This is a genomic window from Mucilaginibacter pocheonensis, from assembly GCF_031456535.1.
In the GTDB taxonomy this organism is placed as follows: Bacteria; Bacteroidota; Bacteroidia; order Sphingobacteriales; family Sphingobacteriaceae; genus Mucilaginibacter; species Mucilaginibacter pocheonensis.
Map to the genome: position 1 here is coordinate 1,140,493 of NZ_JAVDUU010000001.1, position 25,099 is coordinate 1,165,591.

The 25,099-nt window shown below is 41.8% G+C and carries 16 protein-coding genes; 15 read left to right on the forward strand and 1 reads right to left on the reverse strand.

Annotated features, from left to right (window positions below; translation table 11 throughout):
* Positions 1 to 112 precede the first annotated feature (112 nt).
* The gene (locus J2W55_RS04725) at positions 113 to 709 is read left to right on the forward strand and encodes an RNA polymerase sigma-70 factor (RefSeq protein WP_310092523.1); all 597 of its coding nucleotides are present in this window, start codon (positions 113 to 115) and stop codon (positions 707 to 709) included.
* 83 nt (positions 710 to 792) lie between these two features.
* Here the strand turns inward: J2W55_RS04725 and J2W55_RS04730 are convergent, their stop codons facing one another.
* Entirely contained in the window at positions 793 to 1,260 is a 468-nt protein-coding gene (locus J2W55_RS04730) for a GNAT family protein (RefSeq protein ID WP_310092525.1), read from the reverse strand.
* A 199-nt stretch (positions 1,261 to 1,459) separates the two neighbouring features.
* Between J2W55_RS04730 and J2W55_RS04735 the strand changes: the two genes are divergently transcribed.
* The 14 genes from J2W55_RS04735 (at position 1,460) to J2W55_RS04800 (ending at position 25,097) form a co-directional block, all read left to right on the forward strand.
* Positions 1,460 to 2,527 carry a FecR family protein gene (locus J2W55_RS04735; RefSeq protein WP_310092526.1) on the forward strand — a complete coding sequence of 356 codons (1,068 nt, stop codon included), beginning with the start codon at positions 1,460 to 1,462 and terminating at the stop codon, positions 2,525 to 2,527.
* Between the two features lie 220 nt (positions 2,528 to 2,747).
* Positions 2,748 to 6,089: a SusC/RagA family TonB-linked outer membrane protein gene (locus tag J2W55_RS04740; RefSeq protein WP_310092527.1), complete on the forward strand. Its 3,342-nt coding sequence runs from the start codon at positions 2,748 to 2,750 to the stop codon at positions 6,087 to 6,089.
* Between the two features lie 10 nt (positions 6,090 to 6,099).
* A complete protein-coding gene (locus J2W55_RS04745) occupies positions 6,100 to 7,542 on the forward strand; it encodes a RagB/SusD family nutrient uptake outer membrane protein (protein ID WP_310092529.1) in 1,443 nt (480 codons plus the stop codon).
* Between the two features lie 15 nt (positions 7,543 to 7,557).
* Positions 7,558 to 8,250 carry a fasciclin domain-containing protein gene (locus J2W55_RS04750; protein ID WP_310092531.1) on the forward strand — a complete coding sequence of 231 codons (693 nt, stop codon included), beginning with the start codon at positions 7,558 to 7,560 and terminating at the stop codon, positions 8,248 to 8,250.
* 77 nt (positions 8,251 to 8,327) lie between these two features.
* On the forward strand, positions 8,328 to 10,019 hold the full coding sequence (locus J2W55_RS04755) for a glycoside hydrolase family 28 protein (RefSeq protein WP_310092533.1): 1,692 nt from the start codon (positions 8,328 to 8,330) through the stop codon (positions 10,017 to 10,019).
* Between the two features lie 143 nt (positions 10,020 to 10,162).
* Positions 10,163 to 11,581: a chondroitinase-B domain-containing protein gene (locus J2W55_RS04760; protein WP_310092535.1), complete on the forward strand. Its 1,419-nt coding sequence runs from the start codon at positions 10,163 to 10,165 to the stop codon at positions 11,579 to 11,581.
* Between the two features lie 4 nt (positions 11,582 to 11,585).
* Positions 11,586 to 13,646 (forward strand): discoidin domain-containing protein, encoded by a 2,061-nt coding sequence (locus J2W55_RS04765; RefSeq protein WP_310092537.1) that lies wholly within the window; start codon positions 11,586 to 11,588, stop codon positions 13,644 to 13,646.
* A gap of 176 nt (positions 13,647 to 13,822) precedes the next feature.
* Positions 13,823 to 15,250 carry an alpha-L-fucosidase gene (locus J2W55_RS04770; protein ID WP_310092539.1) on the forward strand — a complete coding sequence of 476 codons (1,428 nt, stop codon included), beginning with the start codon at positions 13,823 to 13,825 and terminating at the stop codon, positions 15,248 to 15,250.
* Between the two features lie 18 nt (positions 15,251 to 15,268).
* On the forward strand, positions 15,269 to 16,069 hold the full coding sequence (locus J2W55_RS04775) for a heparin lyase I family protein (RefSeq protein ID WP_310092541.1): 801 nt from the start codon (positions 15,269 to 15,271) through the stop codon (positions 16,067 to 16,069).
* Between the two features lie 37 nt (positions 16,070 to 16,106).
* The gene (locus J2W55_RS04780) at positions 16,107 to 16,997 is read left to right on the forward strand and encodes a helix-turn-helix domain-containing protein (RefSeq protein WP_310092543.1); all 891 of its coding nucleotides are present in this window, start codon (positions 16,107 to 16,109) and stop codon (positions 16,995 to 16,997) included.
* Positions 16,990 to 19,158 carry an alpha-galactosidase gene (locus tag J2W55_RS04785; RefSeq protein ID WP_310092545.1) on the forward strand — a complete coding sequence of 723 codons (2,169 nt, stop codon included), beginning with the start codon at positions 16,990 to 16,992 and terminating at the stop codon, positions 19,156 to 19,158. The genes J2W55_RS04780 and J2W55_RS04785 overlap by 8 nt, the downstream gene beginning before the upstream one ends.
* 382 nt (positions 19,159 to 19,540) lie before the next feature.
* Positions 19,541 to 20,101 carry an RNA polymerase sigma-70 factor gene (locus J2W55_RS04790; protein ID WP_310092547.1) on the forward strand — a complete coding sequence of 187 codons (561 nt, stop codon included), beginning with the start codon at positions 19,541 to 19,543 and terminating at the stop codon, positions 20,099 to 20,101.
* A gap of 119 nt (positions 20,102 to 20,220) precedes the next feature.
* Positions 20,221 to 21,402 (forward strand): FecR family protein, encoded by a 1,182-nt coding sequence (locus J2W55_RS04795; protein ID WP_310092549.1) that lies wholly within the window; start codon positions 20,221 to 20,223, stop codon positions 21,400 to 21,402.
* A 281-nt stretch (positions 21,403 to 21,683) separates the two neighbouring features.
* Positions 21,684 to 25,097 (forward strand): SusC/RagA family TonB-linked outer membrane protein, encoded by a 3,414-nt coding sequence (locus J2W55_RS04800; RefSeq protein ID WP_310092551.1) that lies wholly within the window; start codon positions 21,684 to 21,686, stop codon positions 25,095 to 25,097.
* Positions 25,098 to 25,099 lie beyond the last annotated feature (2 nt).

The following is a 25,099-nucleotide window of genomic DNA, read 5'->3' on the forward strand; positions in this document are numbered from 1 at the left end:
TAAATGGTCAATATTGTTTATTTCTGCCTTGCTTTTCTAACCTAATTTAGGGCTACCAATTATAAGCATTTCTCCCACCCGGAATGTACGTACCAAACAAACCTGATTACTAATGTTAGATATTGACGTTAAAGATTTACTGTTAAAAATTGCGCACGATGATGATCTGGCATCTTTTAAAAAGATCTATTTTTTGTATTACGAAAGGCTGTTAAACTTAGCCTGTTCTTTTGTGAAGTTAACAGAAGTAGGCGAAGAGATAGTAGATGATGTTTTTGTAAAGATATGGGAAACCCGGGCCAACCTGGCCAATGTTAATAATTTAACGGTTTACTTATACGTAGCGGTTAAAAACCAGTCGCTTAATTATAATGCGGCTAACAGAATGACTTATGTGGATATTGAATCGGTTAATTTTGAGTTTAAGGACCATAGCGGCTCTGCCGAAGATATATTGATCACTGATGAACTTGCTAAAACTATTGACAATACAGTAGAGCAATTGCCCGCACAATGCAAAATGGTATATAAGCTTGTTAAAGAGGAGCGGCTGAAATACCGGCAGGTGGCAGAAATATTGAACATCTCAGTTAAAACGGTTGAATACCATATGGGCAACGCGCTGAAAACAATAGCCGCCGCAATTTCTGCCCCAACCGTCGGCCATAAAAAAGTGCTTAAAAAAATAGCTAACATTTTTCTTTTTTAGCCAGACCATATTAAAGGATGATCGGCAAGTAAAAGGCCATTGTTTGTAACTTTTTATTTGGGATGCGGGCAAAAGAGAATTGTTTATTCTTCCTGCCAAACAATCTTTACGGCTGAGATAGTTGTGGATTCGATACGGCTATCTGGAAGAATATTAAAATGATTTTTTGTGTAAAAAGTTAACGGCGAACGATATTTATCTCCGTTTACCTTTGAATCTTGATCGTGATCAATTACCCATCCAACTAAATGTTGTTCTCCTTTTTTAATTTCATTTAATATTGCGGTGCCATAACCCTTTCCATGAATTGCACTGTCTATGATAATAGCAAACCACTTTTCGTTATTACGCTTAAATGTAGCCCCCCATGCTGCAATAATTCCTTGCTTGTTAATTAGCAAATAATGTTTTTTTTCTGAGAGGCCGTTTAAATATTCGTCAAATTCTGATATGCTTTTATATTGCAGGCTCATGGGGTATTCATTATTCCACAAATTGCAGACGCTTTCTTTTTGAAAATTTGTTAAGAATGTCGAGGTTATGATCTTCATATATCAAGGCAACAAGAATGACAACTATAAATGTAATCATTCTTTATAGGTTGAGTTGGTATTTAACTATATACTTCCAGATAAAAAAATCACGACTCATCGATGAATATTTTTAGTGCAACCTGTTATTTCATTTAAATTTTATTTTTTTCACTGGGGTGTTTTCATTTTTTCCTGTCCTTGTTAGTGAGCAAAAAAAATGAACCAGGACACACTTTGGATACTTGTTGGAAAAAAACTGAATAATGAAGCTACTCCCGAAGAGCTGCATCAGTTGGAAATGCTGCTTAAGCAACCCTGGGCCAATGTTTATTCGATACAGATATTAGAAGCCATGTGGCGGCAAAATCCCGATGAGCTGCCCCGTTTTATCCCCGGCAAACTACAGCAAAAATGGGACAAACTGGAATATAAACTTGATACCCGTGATAGTGCCTCCGGGCATAACCCGGTAAATGAAGCTGGTATTTTGGCAACAAATACCAAACGAAGATTTATCCCGGTGACAGTAGCCGCGGCATGTTTGGTTTTTGGACTGCTGTCGTTTTTTTACTGGAAAAATTATTATGGTAATTATGATGTTAGAACTTATCAGATTACCGCGCCCCGGGGCAATGTAAGTAAAATTGTTCTGCCCGATGGCACTAAGGTATGGCTTAATGCAGGCAGTAAAATTGTTTATAAAACAAATTATGGCAACAAATGCCGGCGTATACAATTAACCGGCGAGGCATTTTTTGATGTGGTGAAGGACAGTGAGCACCCCTTTATTGTAACCACCGCAGCCATGCAAATAAAAGTATTGGGCACGGCTTTTAATGTGCGTTCTTATGCAGATGATAATGTTGCTGAAACCTCACTGATCAGGGGGCGGATAGAACTTACCCCGGCATCAAATCCTGATCATGTTATCATATTGAAGCCTTCTGAAAAACTCACTATTCCTAACCGGGGCAGGTTTCACAGTGACCAAAACAACGCGCTTATTACCTTAAGCGCCCTGCATACCGCAAAAAACGATTCATTACCCTCAGAGGCCCAGTGGCTTGAAAACAAGCTGGTGTTTGATAACGAATACTTTGATGAAGTTGCCAAAAAAATGGAGAGGTGGTACAGCGTTTCTATCTCATTTAAAAATGAGCAATTAAAACAGAAAAGGTTTAGCGGAAAATTTACAAAAGAGTCATTGAGTACTGCGCTGGAGGCACTTAAAGCTACCAGCGATTTTAACTTTTTGATAGATAATGGAAACGTAACTATTTATTAACCAATAATTTTTAAGATGAAAATATGCGTATGATAAAATTTGACCCATAAATCTTCATAAACCAAAAAGCGGAGAATGTTGGCGCATCCCCCGCAATATTTGGTACCCAACTACGAGTCTCTTAAACCAATAATTAAAGTAACCTAAATACTAAATTATGAAAAAAAATGCTTGCCGCATAAGCAATGTGCGGTTGCGATGCTATTTAAAAATACTTCTTATGGCAAAGTGTACCCTGATCCTGATACTCATATCTTCATTTCAGGTTTTTTCAAAAGGCTACGGTCAAAACAGGATCAACATCAATCTTCGTGATGTGTCCATAAAAAAAGCGCTTACAGAAATTGAAAGAACAAGTACCTACCGTTTCGTTTATAATGATGATGCTTTAAATGCGATACATGTAAGTGATGTAAACCTGGCTAATGCCTCCATAACCGAGGTAATGGACAGGTTGTTAGCCAAAACGGGCCTTACTTACAGGGTAGACAGCAACAACCTGGTCATCATCAGTGAAAGAAAAACGCCGCCGGTCCTTATACCCGTTACCGGCCAGGTAGCGGATGATAAAGGGCCCTTACCGGGAGTAAGCGTAAAAATAAAAGGCACCAACCTGGGCGTGCTGACAGATAATAACGGAAAGTTTACCATCAATGTACCCGATGGTAATTCTATCCTGGTGTTCACATTTGTGGGATATGTTTCAACCGAAGTAACGGTTGGCGACCGTAAAAGCATTAATGTAACGCTTAAGGAATCAGCAACCGACCTGAACGAGGTGATCGTAACCGGTTATGGCCAGTCGGTAACAAAGCGCGACCTTACAGGCGCCATCTCAACAATTTCGGCCAAACAGATAGAGGAGCGCCATCCTATTAACCTCGTGGATGCTTTACAGTCGCAGGCATCGGGCGTATTGGTAGTAAATGACTCTGGCGAACCCGGTGCTTCCGGTTCCATACAGATACGTGGCGGGTCTACCTTTTCAACCGCTGGTAATGCGCCGTTGTTTGTAATTGATGGTATTTTAAGCCCAAGCGCCGATAATGTTAACCCCAATGATATACAGTCAATTGAGGTTTTAAAAGATGCCGCGTCGGCAGCTATTTATGGTTCGCAGGCGGCAAATGGCGTTATATTAATTACCACTAAGCGCGGCCAGGCCGGCAAACCGCTTATTAACGCCCAATATGCCCGTATTTACGGTGTGATGGCCCATAAGCTGGGACAACCCAACTCCAAGGATCTGCGCATTGAACGGAATTTATATAACGGTAATAGCCCTGATAAGCCAACTACCACAAATGATTCGCTCAATGTGGTTTTCAATTCTGATAATGATAACCAGGATGTAATTACTCAGCTGGCTAAAAAAGACATTATTGATTTTGGAGTTAGCGGCGGTGAAAAAAATATCACCTACTATTCAAGTCTCCGTTATATTAATGATGAGGGCTTGATAGTTAACAGTTACTCAAAAACACTGCAGGCCCGTTTCAATCTGGATTATCAGGTGTCACCCAGATTTAAATATAGTAACCGCCTTTCCTTCGGTTATAATACCAACAATAATATCAATGAGGGCAACACGATTAACCAGGCGTTTCAGCGACCTTCAAATTTGGCTTTATATTACCCCGATGGCAGCCTGACGGGTTACATTAGCGGGCGCCGCAACCCATTATCAGTCGCCTTGCTTGAGGTTAACGTAACCAATACCTATACAGGTGATCTGTTTAACCAGATTGACTATACCATTAGTAAAGACCTTCGTTTAACCAATAACTTTGATTTTGGCCTGTCAACACCGCACAATGTGTTCTTCGATCCTAAACTTTTAAGTAGTGCCAACCCTACAGTTAACTCAGGCAAAGAAAGCTTTGCCGTTAATACCAACTGGGCCTACCAGGGGTTTTTAAATTATAATAAAAAACTGGGTGATCACCTGATAACTGCTGTGGCGGGGGTGAGTGCCGAAAAAACTCAGAATAACAATTTTAAAATAGCCGGATCAAACTATGCCAACGAAAGCATTTATACCTCTAACGTAGCAGGTACTATTGACCTAACCAACACCAACACCAATGCGGGCTCAACCAGTCGGGAGTCGTTTTATGCCCGGGCGGGTTATAATTACAAAAGCAGGTACTTATTAAGCGTAGTGTATCGTAAAGATGGGTCGTCAAAGTTTGGTAGTTCAAACCAATACGGTAACTTCTATGGTGCGTCTGCGGCGTGGCGTTTCTCAGATGAGCCATTTATGGCCTGGTCAAGAAATTTCCTTGAAGACGCCAAACTAAGGCTGAGTTACGGGCAGGTAGGGAATGACCGTATTCCGGCCAATTCCAACCTGCTGATCTACACCTTTGGATCTTCGTTCTACAATGCTGTGAATGGTGTGGTTTTAAGCGACCAGTTTGGAAACTCACAATTGAAGTGGGAAAGCAATATCCAGAAAAACATAGGTATGGATCTGCAGTTTTTTAAAGGCCGCTTGAATATAAGCGCCGATTATTATCAAAAAGTAACAAAAAACCTGCTTTATCAGCGCAATATCCCGGTTGAAACAGGCTTCACCAATGTATATGTAAACGTAGGCGATGTTACCAATAAAGGTGTTGAACTTTCTGTGAACGCCACACCGGTAACCAGCAGAAACTTTAGCTGGAATATCAATGCCAGTTTATCCATCGAGCGCAACAGGATCAAGAGCCTTTACAATCATCAGCCATTCCTGGCCTCATCAGGCGGCGCTACTTACCTGGTTCAGGAAGGCGGCAAGATCGGCGATTTTTATGGATATAAGGGCCTGGGCGTTTACCAGTACGACGCTTCAAATGCCTATGATGGCAATTGGAACAGGCTAACGCCGGTAGGGGTTTCGGCCGATGGCAAAACAGCCTCAGGTTACACCCTTAACGGGCAAACGTACTCAGGTACCGTACACCACATGTATGCAGGCGGCGCCCTATTGCTTGGCGGCGATATGATATTTGACAACGTTCAGAAAGACAGTGTAATAGATGCCAATGACCGGCAGGTATTAGGTAACGCGCAGCCGTCGTTCTATGGTGCCATCATCAATACCATCAATTATAAACAATTCAGCTTATCATTTACCTTTAACACCCTTTGGGGCGGCGAGGCTTATGTAAGCGCAAGGCAAACACTTGATGACCTTAGTACCTCGGGCATTGTGGCTGATAACTATACCACCTATCACTCCTGGAAAAATCAGGGCGATATTACTGATGTACCGTACATGGGCCGCAAACATTCTACGGCGAATTTTCCGGGCACGCAAACCCGCTTCCTGGAAAATACCTCTTTTATAAGGCTCAGTTATGCCAAGTTTACTTATAATTTACCATCAAATATAGCCTCACGCATTAAGCTCAAAAATATCGGGGCATATGTATATGGAGCGAACCTGCTCACCTGGACAAACTACTCCTGGTACGATCCTGAGTTTTCGTCGGGCTCGGCTTTAACACCGGGTAATGATGGCGGCCGGTATCCGCGCCGGCGCGAATTTGGTTTTGGTATAAATGTTAATTTTTAAACGAATTTTTATGAAAAAAGTGTTAAATATTGCTTTTTTGATGCTGGCAATCTCACTATTTAGTTGTAAAAAGCTATTAAATCAACCGCCTAAAAGCCAATTAGGGGGTGATAAGTTTTGGAAAACAGCCGACGATGCCAAGGCGGGTGTTGCCGGGATCTATGATGGCGTTCAGGATATGTTTAACAGCCAGTTTATTTATTGGGGCGATTTTAGAAGTGATAACTTTACTTTTCACCCTACTTATTATAGTTCTCTGGCTGTTAATGCTTTAACTCCCACCATCACCGGGTCTGACTGGACACTGATCTATACAACCATAAGCCGTGCTAACTTCGCTATCAAATATATTCCAACTATTGCCGTAATTGACCCAGCCCTGTCAAAAGACCTTCAGGCTCAGGCCTTAGCGATAAGGGCTTACTGCTATTTCTGGCTCATCAGGCTTTGGGGAAACGTCCCCGTATGGACAGAACCATATGAAGACCTGACAACTGACCCCTATAAGGGTGTAACACCAGCGGCTGATGTCGTAAAAAATGTTATCCTGCCTGATCTGCTCAAAGCCTATGATCTGTCAGATAAGACGACCTCAGTGGTTTGGAATATGAATTCAGGTGGCATTGCAGCCACGCTGATGGACGTTTACATGTATAATCATGATTACACCAATGCTTTGTTATGGTGTGATAATCTTTTTGCGTTGAAGCGTTATAGCCTGGAACCTACCGCTACCTGGAAAAATATTTTCACCTCTCCGTTAAATACCAAAGAGGATATCTGGAGCTTAAACTGGGATTTTACGGTTGATGGCGGTAACAAAACGTCGCAGGCAATAGGCGCCGGCGATACCAATAGCGATTTTGCCGTTGACCCGGCCATGTGGAATTATTTTACTACAGCCACAACAGACATCCGAGGCGCGCAGACCGTTGATTTTAAAGTGAAGGCACATGATAAAATTTTAAAGTATTATGCGCCCAATTTGGATAAGAACGGCAATCAGATATATCCTAATTCACCTCAGGCAAACCTGCTTTTTCCGCTATACCGCCTGGCTGATATCTACCTTTTACGCGCCGAAGCTTTAAACAGGACCGGCGACCTGGCCAATGCCTTGATTTACTTGAACATGGTACGTACCAGGGCTGGCTTGCCAGCCTACCAGGCCGGTGATTTTGCCAATGCCGACGCCATGCTTTATGGCAGCCCGGTTAACACCAACGGAATTCTGCGCGAAAGACAACTGGAATTGTTTTGTGAAGCTAAACGCTGGTTTGATCTGCAAAGGACTGGAATAACTATCAGCATTATGGATCCAATACTCAGGAACAGGCAAATACAAAAGGGTTTTCCCGCTACAGGCTTTGGCGACCCAAGGACCATATTCTGGCCCATTGATCAGGATGTGCTGAATGCAAATACTAAACTCACTCAAAATCCACCTTATTAATCAAAACTATATCATATGAAAAAGATAGAACAGGCAGGTTTATGGTTTGCTTTCGCAGGCTTTTTAATAAGCGTGGCAAGCTGTAACCTGGCCGGATTAAAGATGCAGGAAAATGCTGATTATCACCCTTATGTGCTTGATCCGCATATTGATAAAACTACCTGGCAGTTTATTAAAGACCGCAGTTACAACTTTGCTGCAAAGGATACCATTTTTAAACTGATGCGCCAGGCCATTGAATATTCGGGTATTGATACCAATTTATATATCAAAACCAATTGCACATTTATACTATTACACAACGATGCCATTTTCAGGACAACCTTAGTGAATAGTGTACCCACCATTACTGATGATTGTTATTGGGGCAAATACCTGGTAAATGGTAAACCTGGTACAAAATGGAGCGATTACCCCAAGGAGCAGGTGAAAAATTACCTGTTGTATCTTATTGTGCAAGGAGCATACTCATTTAATAATTTAACTCCGACTAACGTTACAGCTACTACGCTGCAACCGTTAAACTATGACCCGTTAAACCCTAACTCCGTAATGACCCTGCGCATTAATAACGATCAGAACTATAACATACGGTTAAATGATTTTTCCAATTCTGTTGGCTATATAAATGTACGGACAACCAATATTTTAGCCATAAACGGAGCTATACAGGTAATTGACAAGGTGCTTTACTATCAAACCAAATAATACTGATCTTACTTAATACCGGTCGTGACACCCCTGCCACGGCCGGTTAATTTAAACAAACCAAAATTGAATTACTGATGACAGATCAAGATAATAAAGCAATATCCCGCCGCAATTGGTTGGGTGCAATGGGTAAGGTTTCTTTAGGCACAGGGTTAATAGCAGTTACATCCCATACCTTTGGTGCTGGGCGCCTGCCACAAGTAAAAGCAACCGGTAATGATATGGGTGCCCGGGTTTATAACATTCGCGACTTTGGCGCAAAAGGCGATGGTAAAGCATTGGATACAGCGGCTTTGCAAACAGCAATTGATACCTGCAATAAAGAACAGGGCGGTACGGTGCTGGTGCCTGCCGGAGTATTTGTTATAGGAACGGTCGAATTAAAAAGCAACGTTACACTTCACATTGCGGCACAAGGGAAATTGTTAGGAAGTGCGGATGGCAGGCAATACCATGCCAGTGACGCTATCCCCCTTGACATTGGATGGACAATGAACGATGGAAATGTAGGGTTGATATTTGCAGCCAACGCCGAAAATATCACTATTGAGGGCAACGGGATCATTGATGGGCAGGGCGCGCAGTTCCGCAGCGATACTAAAGGAGTTTTGCCGCCCGCCGGTATTACAGGCAATCATCGGCCTTACCATTTACTTTTTTACCAATGCAAAAACCTTACCGTCCGTGACATTTCGCTTATCAACAGCGCTTATCACTCTGTGCGTGTTTGCCTTTGCTCTTATGTAAAAATGGAAGGATTGTACATTCGGGGCAAGGTGATTCACAATAATGACGGGTTCCATTTTATTGGCAGTACCTATGTACATGTGAGCAACTGCGATGTGCAAAGCCAGGATGATGCCTGTGCTCTATTTGGCAGCTGTAAGTTTGTAACTGTTTCCGATTGCTCTTTTAGCACACGATGGTCGGTGTTTCGTTTTGGGGGAGGCGAAGCCGAAAATATTATGGTTTCTAATTGCCTTATTTACGAAACCTATGGCTGTCCCATAAAAATGCGCTGTTCTCCCGGATCACGGTTTGAGAATATCACATTTTCAAATCTGGTAATGAAGGATGTAACCGGGCCCATCTCCATAGGTTTGGGTACCGCCAAATCTTCGGTTAATAAAGTTACTGACACCCCGGGGATTATACGAAATATTTCCTTTAACAATATCCAGGCTACAGTGGTAAAACCTGTTCCGCTTCGGGGTTCGGAATTTGCCAGTAAATATAATCCCGGAGAAATATTTTCCTGTATTACGCTGAACGCTATGAACGATGTTTATTTAGAGAATATTTCTTTTAACAATGTGGATGTCACTTTTCCGGGTGGAGGTACCGCAGAGCATGCATCAGTAAGGGATGTTCCTAAAGTTGCGGGCGAATATTACCAGATTGGTATTCCTCCGGCCTATGGCATGTACGCCCGGAATGTGCGGGGGTTAACGCTCCATAACATCAGATTTGCCATGACCAGCCCGGATATGCGCCCGGCCCTAATCCTTGATAATGTACAAGATGCAACAGTGAATGGCTTAAGTGCTCAGGGACAAAAAAATGCGGAATCGTTATTACGATTTATAAACACTCAGGATATTTTGGTCACCGCGCTGCGTGTGCTAACCCCAGTAACAAACTTACTACAGGCCGAAGGTTCAACATGTGCCAATATTAAAATAGAGGGCGGGGATATCTCAAAAGCCGGTAAAGCATTGGTTGTAACCTCAGGCGCATCTACCCAGGCAATAAGGTTACGGGAATAGTTACATCCGGGATACCTGTTTTGTAACAATAATGATAAGGCCAATTGAGTGTATCAATTAGCTTCTTTATACAATTAAACCACTGGGAAATAAGTCGATGTTAGTGGTTTCATATTCCCAGGTCATCATAAAAACTTTTAATAATGTATAAGAGATATCTTCAAATTTATTTAAAAACAGGCAACGCCGCATTAGTTGCTGTGCTTGTTATTTTATTGTTATTGCCGTCAAAAAAAGTCTTGGCAGGCACTATTACGGTTTCATCCATTGCCGAGCTGCAAAAGGCTATCAATAAGGCCAAACCCGGTGACGTTATCCAATTAGCCGATGGTGTGTATACAACTACGGATGATATTATTGTTAATGAAAAAGGCACGCCTTCAAAAAACATCATTGTTGCCGCTCAACATGCTGGCGCTGCAGAAATTACCGGAAAAGGCGGCTTTAGCTTAATAAGCCCCGCAGCGTATATTATTATCCGGGGATTTAAGTTTACGCATGCAGCATCACGGGCCAAAACAGGTGCGGGTACCAGCTTTTGCCGCTTTACTCAAAATATTTTTGAAACCCCCGGCGATGGTGAGGATTTTACTATTGCCGGAAGTGATCAGGAAGTTGACCACAATACCTTTCAAAATAAAAACGCCATGGGCAGATTTATTGCCATTCGCGGGCAGGATAAGCAAATTGCCGAAAGGTTACATATCCATCATAATTATTTCAACAATCAGGCAAGTCAGGGAGGTAAAAACGGTGCAGAAGCACTCCAATTTGGCTTGAGCGGGTTCAGCTTATCATCAAGCAACAGCATTGTTGAATATAACTTATTTGAAAAATGCGAGGGTGAAAATGAATTGATCTCGGTTAAAGCATCAGCAGTAACACTCAGGTATAATACTATTCGTAACTGTCCGGCGCAGTTTACACTGCGTCATGGTAATAAAAGCCTTGTTTATGGTAATTATTTTATCAATACACCGGGGCTAAGAATATTTGGCGACGACCACCTGATCTATAATAACTATTTTGAAAATTGTAGTTCGGCCATTGTAATAGGTAATGGCGACGGCGAAGTAGCCGATGGCGCACAGCTCACTGCTCATGACCGGCCCGACAGGGTACTGATTGCTTTTAATACGCTGATTAATAATAAGGAAAACATTATACAAACCAGTCGTAAAAATGGTATGGGTGCTACTTATATCACCGTGGCCAATAATATTATTCAGGGAGGAGGCCAGGCAGCTGCCATAGCCGGACCTTATTCCAATCCGCAATGGGCAGGCAATATTTTATTCAATGTAAAGGATGCCGGGAATATGCCGGCCGACAGCTATAAAATTGTAGACCCTAAGCTGGCTAAAACATCTGATGGCACTTATCACCTTCAACCAGGCAGCCCAGCTATTAACCATGCTGTTGGTTCATATTCCGGTGTAAAGTTCGACATGGACGGGCAATCGCGTACCACGCAGCTTGATATTGGCGCCGATGAACTGAGCAATTCACCTGTTAAAGCACATATCCTCAATCCCGATGATGTTGATTATAATGCTAAATGAACGTATGAAAAAAATTGCACTACTTCTGTTGAGCTTGCTGATAACCAATATTACATCGGCTCAAAAAATTGAAAGCGAATGGGTATACTGGGGTAAAGATGGTAAACTGGTTTATAAAACCACCCCGGCCGGCGATAAGATCATGGATTTTTCGCACGCTGGTTATATGGGCGGCGGTATAGCGCTGCCCGTTGTGCCGGCAAAACGACTGGTAAAACCTTCCGGCGGAAATGATGATACCCAACTTATTCAAAACGCCATTGATGAGGTAGCTGCAATGCCCTTAAAAAACGGTTTTAGGGGAACAGTTGAACTGGCTCCAGGCACATTCACATGTTCAGGCCTCATTGTTTTGTCGGTAAGCGGTGTTGTGTTGCGTGGCCATGGCAGCGGGGCAGGAGGTACTATCATTAAAATGGTTGGCAGCCCGCATACAGCTATAGTAATTGGCAGGGGTAATACCAACGTGGCATTAGGAAGAACCGAAAAAGCGGATAGCAGTACGGTTAATACTATCAGAACATCAATTACGGACGCCTATGTGCCCTCGGGCAGTGTATCTTTTACGGTAGCTGATGCCTCGGGATTTAAGATTGGCGATATCATTAATATTAACCGGCCGGTAACCGAAAGCTGGGTGCATTTTATGGGGATGGATAATATGTGGCGCGATGGCAAAAAACAAACCTGGATCAGAACAGGCGCACATGGCGTTACCAAAAGAAAGATCATAGCAATTGCGGGCAATAAACTCACGTTGGACATCCCATTGGCTGATTCTTATGATGCAAAGTTTTTAAATCCACCGGGCGCAATAGTTGTAAAGGCAATGCCTGCCCCACGTGTTATGCAGGTTGGTGTGGAAAACTTGCATATTCAATGCCCGCCGCTTGAAATTGATTACGGGCATGCCCCTTACGCAGGTGTACGCGTTGGTGGCGATGATTGTTGGGTTAAGGATGTGTACTGCGAAGAAACGATGAACACAACCGTGCTTGCCGGCAACAGGATCACCATGGAAAAAGTTATAGTTAAGCATACTTATGCTAATCTGGGTGCATCAAAACCAACAGATTTTAGTTTGGAAGGTAGTCAAAACCTCATCGATAGGTGTGAAATCACTGGTGGCAATATGTATTTCGTGTGGACATCCTCATTAATTGCGGGTCCTAATGTTTTACTTAACTGTACGTTTAAAGGCATTGGCAGCCGCATCCAGCCGCATCAGCGTTGGTCTACCGGATTATTGGTTGATAATTGCACTGTACCTGATGGCGGTATTGATTTCATGAACCGCGGTATTGCCGGTTCGGGCCACGGTTGGACAATGGGATGGGCCGTAGCCTGGAATTGCATAGCCAAAACATATATTATTCAGAATCCACCGGGCGCTGCAAACTGGGCTATTGGCTGTATAGGTAAACGCGAACAAACTGCACGCTTGTTTGACAGCAACCCTGTTTTACCCGATGGAAACTTTGATTCGCACGGGTCGCCGGTTGGTATACAAAGCCTGTACCTGGCCCAGCTGGCAGAGCGCGCAGGTACGCAGGGCATTAAAAACATAGGTTATATTGCTAATTCAAAAAAAATGTTTCCTAATAAAGTGGTGAGTGTTTTACCGGTTAAAACAGATGGGGATAAAACATTGGGTTTAAATCTGGCCTTTGCCCGGCCGGTTAATACCAGTGATGTAAAAGGCAATACCCACGAGTTTGGGGGCGAAAAATCTGTTGATGGCAACCAAAACACTTATTGGTGTACCGATGATGGAGTTACAAAAGCAGCCCTCGAAATTGATATGGAAGGCCCGGTAAATATGAATGCCTTGCAACTTAGCGAAGCATTAGGCCAACATATTGAAGAATATAAGGTTGAAGCGCAATTAGATAGCGACTGGAAATTACTGGCGCACGGAACCACCATAGGGAAAAACCTGATCGTGAAGTTCCCCCCAACCATTGCCTGGAAAGTAAAACTAACCGTTCTTAAAGCTAAAACGAATGTGGCTATAAGTAATTTCGGATTGTATCTGGAAAACGGGAAATCAGGTAGTAAGATTTAACACCAACGAAAACGTTTTCGTAAAATTATCACCTGTCGTAATGGTACCAAACCTCACGATGATTGTACTATATAATGATAGTTAGTAGTACACCAACTGCTTACTATACCAATTAACTTGCTAACAAACATTATTATAAACCATTGCAGAGTTAGTTCTGCTACAAATAAAACCTTATGAAAAAACTTTTTATAGCGTGTTTGCTATCTGTATTTTTTATGCACTCCGCTTTTGCTCAAAAAGAACTTTCACGCGATGAGCGAATGAAATGGTGGCGAGAAGCCCGTTTTGGTATGTTTATACATTGGGGCGATTACGCCGAGCTGGCGGGCGTGTACAAAGGGCATGAAGTGGGCCGCGGCGGCGAATGGATCATGAACAGGGGCAAGATCCCCGTGGCGGAGTACCAGCAATTTGCCAAAAAATTCAATCCGGTAAAATATAACCCCGATGCCTGGGTTAAACTGGCTAAAGAAGCTGGTATGAAATATATTGTGATAACCGCAAAACACCATGACGGATTTGCCATGTTTAAATCAAAGGCCAGTAAATGGAATATTGTTGATGCAACACCTTATGGTAAAGATGTTTTAAAACCATTGGCTGCAGCTTGCAAAAAATATGGCATTAAATTAGGCTTTTATTATTCACAGGCACAGGACTGGAACAATCCGGGCGGGGCGGCTGCACGTAAGGCGAGCAGTGAAGGGTGGCCAAATCCTGATTCTGCAAAAATAGATGCTTATACGAAGGAAAATAGCGGCCATTGGGATCCGATGCAAACTTCTGCTACCATGGCCGATTATATTGACAGGGTAGCCGTTCCACAGGTAAAAGAACTGCTTACCAATTATGGTGATGTGGCCGTAATATGGTGGGATACTCCAACGGCTATGACCGATGAGTTTGCGCAGAAACTGCATGATGTTTTAACATTGCAACCCAACATTATCAGCAATGATCGCCTTAAACGTCCCAATTTTGCTGGTGATTACAAAACACCCGAACAAAAGATACCTAACCTCAGCGAGCTTGACGGAAAAGACTGGGAAACCTGTATGACCATGAACGGAACCTGGGGTTACAAAAGCTATGACCATAAATGGAAAACCCCCGAAACGCTAATCCATAACCTCATCGATATTGCTTCAAAAGGTGGCAACTATCTCTTAAATGTGGGTCCAGATGCCGAGGGCGAATTTCCGCAGGAAAGTATAACCTCGTTAAAAAGGATGGGCGAATGGATGAAAGTAAACGGCGAAGCTATATATGCTACTAAGGCAAGCCCACTGCAACCGCTAAGCTGGGGCCGTTGTACCCTTAAGCCAGGCGGTAAAAATACTGTTCTGTATTTCTCGGTATTTAATTGGCCTTCAGATGGCAAGCTGGTTGTTCCGGGGTTAAAGGGCGATGTTGTAAGCGCTAAAATGCTGGCTGGCGGAGCCGCTTTAAAAACTGAAGCCGCTAACGATGGGCTGGTTATAAATGTACCTGACAAGGCTACAGATACCACTGCCACTGTTATTAAGGTAGAGGTAAAGGGAACCATTGGCTCACAGGCTGCTAATTCAACCGGTAAAATGAAAACCGGCGCTCTCGATTAAATGAAATCAAAATTTATCATGTTTTTTAGAAGCCCGGCATTTTTAATTGTCGCATTACTACTGATAAACAACCTGCTGAAAGGGCAGGTTGTTTTGAAAGCCAACGGAAGTAATGATGCATATCAGCAAATATCTGGTGTATTGGGTGGTGACGCCTGTGAAGTGCCAGATTGCGCGCACCCTGTTAAACATATTACAGAAGTTTTTGATAAACAGCTAAATGAATATGTATTTGTTTTTCACAGCCACGTTAGAGAAGATAATGACCGGTGCAGAAATTATGACAGGGAGCGGGTAGAGATAAAAACTTATGGACCTTCTGCAGCTAAATTGAAGGGTGAGCAAGGTGAAACGGTTGTTTATAAATGGAAATTTAAAATAGATAGCGGCTTTAAGGCGCAGCCAACTTTTACCCATATACATCAAATAAAAGCCGGCGACGGGGATTCCGGGGCGCCTATTGTAACCTTTACTCCACGGTTTGGCGAGCCTGATAAATTTGAGATCATCCATACGGGTTCGGTAAAGGAAACGTCGCAAGGGGTTTTAATCCGCGTTAACCTGGCCGAATTTAAAGGAACCTGGGTTGAAGTGACCGAAAGATTACGATATGACAGTCACGGCACCTACAGCGCTGATATTAAACGTGTAGCCGATGGTAAGGTGTTGCTTAACTATACCAATAATGATATTGACCTGTGGCGAAAGGGTACATCATTTTGCAGGCCAAAATGGGGAATTTACCGAAGCTTAAAAAGCCCGGCGTATATCAGGGATGAAGATGTAAGGTTTGCTGATATAGCTGTCCTTGAACAATAACTATATAATTTATTTAACCAATAAAAAATCAAGTTGAATGAAGCCACATTTATTGAAAGTATCGGCCGGCCCTGCTCAATCGTTTAGTGTAAGGCAAGACCTCGTTCCCTGCATTAATAACCGATGGCATTATCACCCCGAAGTAGAACTGATCCATTTTAAAAAAGGCGGCGGCACACAGTTTATCGGTGATAACATACGGCAGTTTAAGGCTGGCGATATTGTGATGGTAGGTGCTTACTTGCCACATTACTGGCGGTTTGATGATAGCCATTTTTCGCAGGCCAACAGCGCCGAGGTTGATATACGCGTGGCTCATTTCAGTGAAAACTTTTGGGGAAATGGTTTTTTGCAGCTCCCGGAAAATAAGTTGATCAAAACTACGCTGGAAAAAGCCAGGCGTGGGATTCAAATTACCGGCAAAACGAAAAAAATTATAGCCGAAATTATGGAGATGCTGCTGACAGCCGGCGGCTCAAAAAAGATAATTTTATTAATGGAGGCTTTAAATGCAATTGCCGAGTGTGATCAGGCCGATTGTCTGTCGTCAATTGGGTTTAGCCCCAACGTTCAAAAATCGCAAAATGATTGCATCAATGTTATTTATGAATACTCACTGGCAAACTTCAAAAATAAAATACACATGGATGAGCTTGCCGACCTGGTAGGGATCAGTCCAAATTCGTTTTGTCGTTATTTTAAATCGCGTACGAGCAAAACGTATTCTAAATTTTTACTGGAGATAAGGGTTGGCCAGGCCTGTAAATTACTTATAGAAAATAAACTGCCCTTAAAACAGCTGTGTTACGAAAGCGGATTTAACAATTTCACAAATTTTCACAAGTATTTTAAGCTTATCACCGGCAAAAGTCCTTTAAACTATCAAAAGGAATTTATCCAGGTAAAGTCAAACCCTTTATATGAATAAATTTATACTGGCCGTTTCTTTTATTATTTTTTGCAGCGGAGCCGTTGTAACCGCGCAAAGCAATAAGCAAATCTTAATCAATACAAAAAACGTGAGTATGGTGCTCACGGTTGGCACCAATAACAGGGTTTACCAGTCGTATCTGGGGAAGCGGTTTTTAAATGATGAGGAAACCCGCTTGATTCCACAAGGTAAACATGAAGCCTATGTTGCCGGAGGAATGGAAGACCTGCTGCAACCCGCGATCCGTTTAACGCATAGCGATAATAACCCCTCGCTCGAATTAAAGTACGTTAGTCATACAACAAGAAACCCGGATGATAACGTATCAGAAACAAACATCATATTACAGGATCCAAAATACCCGGTTCAGGTAATCCTGCATTATCAGGCGTTTAACAAGGAGGATGTTATAAAATCCTGGGCCGAAATTAAAAACAATGAAAAAGGTGAAATAACACTGGAGGATTATGCCTCATCAATGTTGCACCTGGAGGCAAAGGACTATTGGCTTACACAGTTTCACGGTGATTGGGCCTCTGAAATGAAAATGCAGGAGAGTAAGCTTACAAGCGGTGTTAAAGAGATTGACAGTAAATTAGGCACACGTGCGGACATGTACCAAACTCCGGTGTTTTTCCTGGCACTGAATAAACCTACCGACGAAACAACCGGCGAGTTAATAGCGGGCACATTAGCATGGACCGGTAATTTTAAATTTCACTTTGAAATTGATGAGCGTAACGCCTTAAGGGTAATATCAGGCGTCAATTCTTATGCATCGGCCTATAAATTAAAGAAGGGTCAAATTTTTACTACGCCGGCCTTTATTTTCACTTATTCTGCCAATGGAAAGGGACAGGCCAGTCGTAATTTACATAAATGGGCTCGTAATTATGGTGTGCTCGACGGTAATAAACCGCGCTTAACGTTGCTGAATAACTGGGAGGCTACACACGTTAATTTCGATGAAAAGGAATTAGTGAATTTATTTGATGACGCCACTAAACTGGGTACCGATCTGTTTTTATTGGACGATGGGTGGTTTGGGAACAAATATCCGCGTAATAATGATAAAGCCGGTTTAGGCGACTGGCAAGAAAACAAAGCAAAATTACCAAACGGCATTGGTTACCTGGTAAAACAGGCGGAAGCTAAAGGTTTAAAATTTGGCATATGGCTGGAACCGGAAATGGTAAACCCTAAAAGCGAACTATATGAACAGCACCCTGATTGGATACTAAAGCTACCCAACCGCGAAGAAAATTATCAGCGCAATCAGTTAGTGCTTGATCTTACAAACCCCAAGGTAGCTGATTATGTGTATAGTATTGTTGATGATATGCTAACAAAAAACCCGGGTTTAGCCTATATAAAATGGGATTGTAACCGGAGCATGACCAACGCATGGTCGTCGTATTTAAAGGATCGGCAATCGGCCTTATATGTAGATTATACTTTAAGCTTGTATAAAATATTAGATAAGTTACGTCAAAAATATCCGCATTTGCCTATTATGTTATGTTCTGGCGGCGGCGGGCGTACAGATTATGGCGCCTTAAAGTATTTCACAGAATTTTGGCCCAGTGATGATACAGACCCCCTGGAACGCGTGTATATACAATGGGGTTACAGTAATTTTTTTCCGGCGCTAACCATATCCAGTCATGTTACCTCATGGGGCAAGCAGTCAATAAAATTTAAAACAGATGTTGCCATGATGGATAAACTTGGGTATGATATAAAGGTTAGTAAAATGACTGAAGAAGAGCTGCAGTTTAGCAAACAGGCAGTTAAAAACTATAACCGGCTTAGCAATATCATATGGTTTGGAGATCTGTATCGCATTATTTCACCCTACGAAGAAAACCGAATGGTAACCATGTATGTAAATGATGAGAGATCAAAAGCGGTTTTGTTCAATTATAACCTGAACACTCGTTATAAAGAGGTATTTAACCGGGTGCGTTTGCAGGGACTTGACGGGCATAAGTTATATAAGGTGCAGGAAACAAACCTTATGCCAGGCACAAAATCAAACCTTTCTGAAAATGGCCATACATTTAGCGGGAATTATTTAATGACCATGGGACTTAATTTAACACCTGGTAAATTAATGCCCCTAACCAGTATGGTCATAGAGTTAAATGCAGAAAATTAGATTTTATAATCATTTATACACTAAGTTATGTTTCAAGGTAATAGTGCTGATCTCGACCGTTAACGTTAACAATTGACAATGGCGCAAACGTTTTCGTAAATTTGTTTGATATTCTCACTCTTCTATTGCTCTTTTATTTCTACTTTAGTTTAACCAATTACAGCCCGACATGTCTGATCATAACCCTTACAAACGGTTACTGAACCTTTTACCTGCAAAAGTGCTGACTAAATGGACGAGCTGCTGTGCATGTTTACATAAGCTTAATTGATGCTGATTACATTTCGACAGCAATTTAGGAGTTTGGCACAGTGGTTTAATAGGCAAGGACAAGTCGATATGGCTATTGTTTAATCTTTAAAGAACTAAAAGTCTGATTCTTATGCCTGAAACAATTTCAATGGTGGCATTTCAAAATGGAGACAAGGAAGCTTTTAATCATATTTTTAATATGTTTTATAAGCGAGTTTGTTTTTTTGCCGCCGGGATTGTTAATGAAGATGGTGCCGAAGATATTGTTCAGGATGCCTTTGTGAAACTATGGGAACGCCGGAGGGGTTTTGATAGTTTGAACGCTGTAAAAGCTTTTTTATATCTAACTACAAAGAACAGTTGTATCAATACCTATAAACATCAAAAGGTTATTGACAAGTTTCCAAGCTTTCAGGTTGAAGTTGCAGAAGAATCAAATATAATTTATCGCCTTATAGAGGCTGAGGTATTAGAGGAAGTACAGCAAGCCGTACAGCAATTGCCGCAAAGCTACCGCAAAGTAATTTATCTCAGCTATTTTCAGGGCCTTAGTAACCAGGAAACTGCAGATTATTTGAATGTTTCTATCAATACAGTAAAAACTCAAAAGGTACGCAGCCTGCGTATCCTGCGCGAAATATTAAGGCATTCCCCAACCGCTTTAGTGCTATTGATGCATAAAATCTTATAATCCCACCAATTTGCATTATTCTGATTATTAGGATGGTATATATTTTTAGCCGCTTTTATTAAAAAAAGATTTATCACCTGTCACCCGTCTGCTCTCTTTAACTGTTTGTATGTTATTAAATGGAAAAAAACGAGCGTGATTTTTACGTAGCTGAATTGATCAGTAAACTCTTAACCGGTGATATTACACTGCAAGAGCATTTATGGTTAAAAAAATGGATTGATGAAAGCGCGGCTAACCGGACACATTTTGAAAAGCTGGCCGATCCTGACCACCTGCAAAAAAAACTGGATTTTTGGGATACTATTGATACTGAAGAGGCGTGGGGTAAACTGGAGAGCAAGTTGCAGCCCGATAAAAAAACAACGCACTTTAATTATTTATCGTTATTAAAATATGCAGCTGTAGCCATTTTAATATTAAGCGTTTCTATCTTACTATTCCGTCAAAACAGGCCTGTAAAAAAAACAAACGGACAACCTATAGCCCATAATCTAATTCACCCGGGAAGCAAGCATGCGATATTGATTCTGGGCAACGGCCAAAAGGTTGTGCTTAAAAAGCACGAACAATTGGCAATAAACGAAAATGATGGTACGGCGGTATCCAACCACAACAACGTACTGGCCTATAAAAATGATGAGCAGACCAACACCGGCCAAAAATTGATCTATAATACTATTGTGGTTCCGCGGGGGGGCGAATACCAGTTAATATTGGCTGACGGTTCAAAAATATGGATGAATTCTGCATCTACCCTGCGTTATCCAACCTCGTTTTCAGGCAAAGAACGAAGAGTTTATTTAACCGGCGAGGCATATTTTGAGGTAGCAAAAAATGCACAAATGCCTTTTATCGTAAAAACCAATAAAGCCGAGGTACAGGTTTTGGGCACCCATTTTAATGTAATGTCTTATGAAGATGAAGCTGACTGTAAAACTACGCTTTTAGAAGGTGCGGTGAGGGTTCAATCATCAACGGCAGTCAATGTGATCAAGCCGGGACAGCAGGCTATAACGAGCGGACAGGGCAGGCAGGAAGTAACCAGCAAAGTTGATGTTGACGAGGAAATAGCCTGGAAAAGCGGACTGTTCATATTTAAGAATGCTGATATAAAAAATATCATGCAGCAGGCATCGCGTTGGTATGACTTTGATGTGGTTTATAAAGGCGAGGTTCCTGAATTTCAATTTACTGGGCGCCTGTCCCGAAGGGTGGATTTTTCCGGATTTACCAATATTTTAAAATATGCCGGCTTAAACTTTACCATCAAAGGAAAAACGGTGATCATAACGAAATAACCAGGCCGATAAATGAGAAGATCAGCCTGTAAGATATAAATAAGCAATGACCAATTATTCACTTAAATTTTAAATAAATGAGAGAACATATACCTGCTACACCATAAGGGAACATACTCCACACGTAGTTATAACAACATTTGCATATAACACGATTTCCTGAAAACGATGATAAAAACCGGGAAGTGCTGGTAACACTTACCCGGTTGTATCTGGGCAAACCAATTATCCCTCGACAGCATAATTGAAAATTCAACGTCTAACCCAAACTGTACAAAAGTATGAAATTGATTTATAAGTCCGTGGCGGGCAGTTGGCCCGCCGTAACTAAAGTTTTATTGGTTATGAAACTGATTGCCATTATGATGATTACGGTCTTTACCAGTGTAAGCGCTAAAACTTTCAGTCAGGCCGTTACGCTTCATGAAAAGAATGTATCTATCAAAAAGATCTTAAAATCCATTGAAAAGCAAAGTGGCTATCAACTTATTCTGGTTAATGTAAAATCGGATATGGACCGTATACGGCTTACAAATATTGACATGGACCACGTTAAGGTTGAAGAAGCGTTAAATATTTGCTTCCGCAACCAGCCAATCACCTATAAGATTATCCAGGAAACGATAGTGGTTAAACAAAAGGGAGAAGAAACTAAACCTGATATAAAAGCCAGTATTGACATACAAGGTAAGGTAGTTGACACTAAGGGGCTGCCTTTAATAGGTGTTAATGTAAAAGTAAAAGGATCAGCAACAGGTACCATTACCGACGCGCAGGGACGGTACACTATAAAAGTACCCGATGAGCAAGCCGTGTTAGTATTTTCATATGTAAGCTTTGAAACACTGGAAATAACTGTTGGCAGCCAAAAGCTGATCGATGTGACCATGAAAGATGCTACAAATAACCTTAATGAGGTTATAGTAGTAGGATATGGTACGCAAAAGAAAGCCGATTTGACGGGGGCTGTTGCTACAGTAAGCGGTACCGAACTAAATAAAAGGGTAGCAACTGATCCTACTCAATTGCTGCAGGGAAAACTGCCCGGGTTGTCCGTTGTTCAGGGTTCTGGCGAGGCGGGTAATGAAGGTACAACCTTACGCATAAGAGGCAACGGTACTTTTAGTGGTGCAGGTAATTCACCATTTGTAATAGTTGACGGGTTACCAGGAAGTCTTACGGCGCTCGACCCGCAAAACATTGAATCGGTAACGGTATTAAAAGATGCGGCATCTGCATCCATATATGGAACACGCGCGGCAAATGGCGTTATACTGGTAACTACCAAACCAGGCAAGGAAGGTAAAATGCAACTTTCATATGACTATAATTTGGGAATAACCAGGGCAACGGCATTACCTGATAACCTGATCTATAATTCTGCACAGTACATGACCTTGTGGAACCAGGCTGCTACCAACTCAAATTATCCCAACAAATTTACGGATGCGCAAATAGCGCTTTATCAAAATCCTTCAGATCCAAAACTATATCCAAATTACAACTGGCTTGATGCCATATTTAACACAGTAAAGGTACAAACCCATCATTTGGGTATAAGTGGTGGCAGTAATGGTACTACTTATAACGTAGGCTTGGGCTTTGTTGACCAACCCGATGTTATGCTTGGCTATTATTATAAAAAATACAATTTGCAGTTTAACCTGAATTCTAAATTAAATAAATGGGCAACATTTGGTTCAAACATTACTTTAAATTATAGCGAAAGAGGTTTTACCTCAAGGGGCAGCCAGGATCAGTTTTTATCTACCCTTTCACAAACACCTTTATACGGCCCCGTATTGCCTGATGGCAGCGGCCGCTATGTAAATTCGGTTTTCCCAAGTGTTCAAACGCCTAATAAAAACCCAATAGCTATTGCTCAGAACGCCATCAATAAGCAAAACGACTATTATGTTCAAAGTAGTTTCTTCTTAAATATTCGTCTGTTGAAAGGCCTTGAATGGCGAACCAATGGTGGTTTTAACTTTGATTTTAATAAAACCACTGATTTTAAGCCGGTAATTAACCAATACAACTGGTTTGCGAAACCTGAAGACGCTCCTGAACGTACGCTTGATGTAAACGGACAGGGCATTGATGTAACCGATAACAATTCTTTTTACCCTATTGCTTATACACAACTTACGTATACCCGGTCAATCAATAACGAGCATAACTTCAAATTACTGGCCGGTACTCAGGTTGAATATAATAAATCACAAAATTTGGAAGGCATCCGCAATTTGCCTTTCGCAACCAATGCCCTGCGGGAAGTTGACGCGGGGCCTATAGCATCGCAGTTAGCTAATGGGACAAGCAATATTTACGCATTGCACTCCTATTACGGACGATTAAATTATGATTACAAAGAAAAATATTTATTGGAAGCCAACGCACGGTATGATGCATCGTCCAGGTTCCCGGCAAATAACCGATGGGCATTCTTTCCGTCTGTATCCTTAGGTTGGGTAGCTACCAAAGAGGATTTTTTAGCGAACGTGAGCTGGTTAAATAATTTAAAGTTCAGGGCCTCATTAGGTAGTTTAGGTAACCAGAATATTGGTAACTATCCGTACCAGGAAACATTCAATTTTAAAAGCTATTACAATACCAAAACAAGTTATGCTTATCCCTTTCAGGGTACCACGGTTACAGGCGGAGTAATTAATAACTCCTTAACTAATCCTAATATTAAGTGGGAAACTACCAGGGTATTTGATATCGGAACCGACTTTTCAGTACTCAACAACAAGCTCAGCTTTACAGTCGACTGGTACAATAAGCTAACCTCGGATATCCTGGAAATAGCTACTCCACTTACGCCGCTGTATTATGGTCTTACTGCGCCAACTATCAATTATGGTAAAATGAAAAATACAGGTATTGAAGCATCTTTTCAATATACTGACCGTTTTGGCCAGGTGGGTTTTTCTTTTGGCGCAACCATACAGGCCAATAAAAATATCCTGGTATCATACGGTGCCCCGGCCCCGAATACATCAACCAATACCATTAACCAGGAAGGGCAGCCTTATGGCAGTTTCTATATGCTCAAGTATGTGGGGATATTCCAATCAGCAGAGGAAATTGCCAATTCGCCAACACAGCAGTATAACCCTCAACCCGGTTATATAAAATATGCTGATACCAATAATGACGGGAAGGTTGATGATAATGACCGGGTGATAGTACCTGGTGCATATCCCAAATTTGATTACTCTTTTAATACGGGAGCAACATGGAAAAACTTTGACCTTACCGTTTTCTTTTACGGCTCTTATGGTCAAAAACTATATGTTAATGGCTGGGGCATACAACCATTTAACCAGGGATCGCCCCCACCAAAAGAATGGCTAAATGCCTGGACACCCACTAACCACAGCACTACCATGCCAATGGTGTATGTTTTAGGGCAGGGCAACATTAGCAGCAATGCCAATACGGCATCAACCTATTATTTACAAGATGCTTCTTTTTTAAGATTAAAAAACATTCAGCTTGGTTATAATTTACCGCAAAAGTTTGCCAAACATGTGTTCATGTCGGCACTGAGAATTTACTTTGCCGGCGATAACCTGTTTACTTTCACTAAGTTCCCCGGGCTTGATCCTGAACGGGTTGCTTCAAATACAAGGTTTGTTACACACCCGCAAAACCAGGTATATTCTTTTGGGGTAAGGGCAACATTTTAACA

Coding starts and splice junctions, on each gene's coding strand:
- J2W55_RS04750 (WP_310092531.1), top strand. CDS start 7,558: ATGAAAAAGATAGAACAGGCAGGTTTATGGTTTGCTTTCGCAGGCTTT.
- J2W55_RS04745 (WP_310092529.1), top strand. CDS start 6,100: ATGAAAAAAGTGTTAAATATTGCTTTTTTGATGCTGGCAATCTCACTA.
- J2W55_RS04785 (WP_310092545.1), top strand. CDS start 16,990: ATGAATAAATTTATACTGGCCGTTTCTTTTATTATTTTTTGCAGCGGA.
- J2W55_RS04795 (WP_310092549.1), top strand. CDS start 20,221: ATGGAAAAAAACGAGCGTGATTTTTACGTAGCTGAATTGATCAGTAAA.
- J2W55_RS04725 (WP_310092523.1), top strand. CDS start 113: ATGTTAGATATTGACGTTAAAGATTTACTGTTAAAAATTGCGCACGAT.
- J2W55_RS04790 (WP_310092547.1), top strand. CDS start 19,541: ATGCCTGAAACAATTTCAATGGTGGCATTTCAAAATGGAGACAAGGAA.
- J2W55_RS04730 (WP_310092525.1), bottom strand. CDS start 1,260: ATGAAGATCATAACCTCGACATTCTTAACAAATTTTCAAAAAGAAAGC.
- J2W55_RS04765 (WP_310092537.1), top strand. CDS start 11,586: ATGAAAAAAATTGCACTACTTCTGTTGAGCTTGCTGATAACCAATATT.
- J2W55_RS04770 (WP_310092539.1), top strand. CDS start 13,823: ATGAAAAAACTTTTTATAGCGTGTTTGCTATCTGTATTTTTTATGCAC.
- J2W55_RS04800 (WP_310092551.1), top strand. CDS start 21,684: ATGAAATTGATTTATAAGTCCGTGGCGGGCAGTTGGCCCGCCGTAACT.
- J2W55_RS04755 (WP_310092533.1), top strand. CDS start 8,328: ATGACAGATCAAGATAATAAAGCAATATCCCGCCGCAATTGGTTGGGT.
- J2W55_RS04780 (WP_310092543.1), top strand. CDS start 16,107: ATGAAGCCACATTTATTGAAAGTATCGGCCGGCCCTGCTCAATCGTTT.
- J2W55_RS04775 (WP_310092541.1), top strand. CDS start 15,269: ATGTTTTTTAGAAGCCCGGCATTTTTAATTGTCGCATTACTACTGATA.
- J2W55_RS04760 (WP_310092535.1), top strand. CDS start 10,163: ATGTATAAGAGATATCTTCAAATTTATTTAAAAACAGGCAACGCCGCA.
- J2W55_RS04740 (WP_310092527.1), top strand. CDS start 2,748: ATGGCAAAGTGTACCCTGATCCTGATACTCATATCTTCATTTCAGGTT.
- J2W55_RS04735 (WP_310092526.1), top strand. CDS start 1,460: ATGAACCAGGACACACTTTGGATACTTGTTGGAAAAAAACTGAATAAT.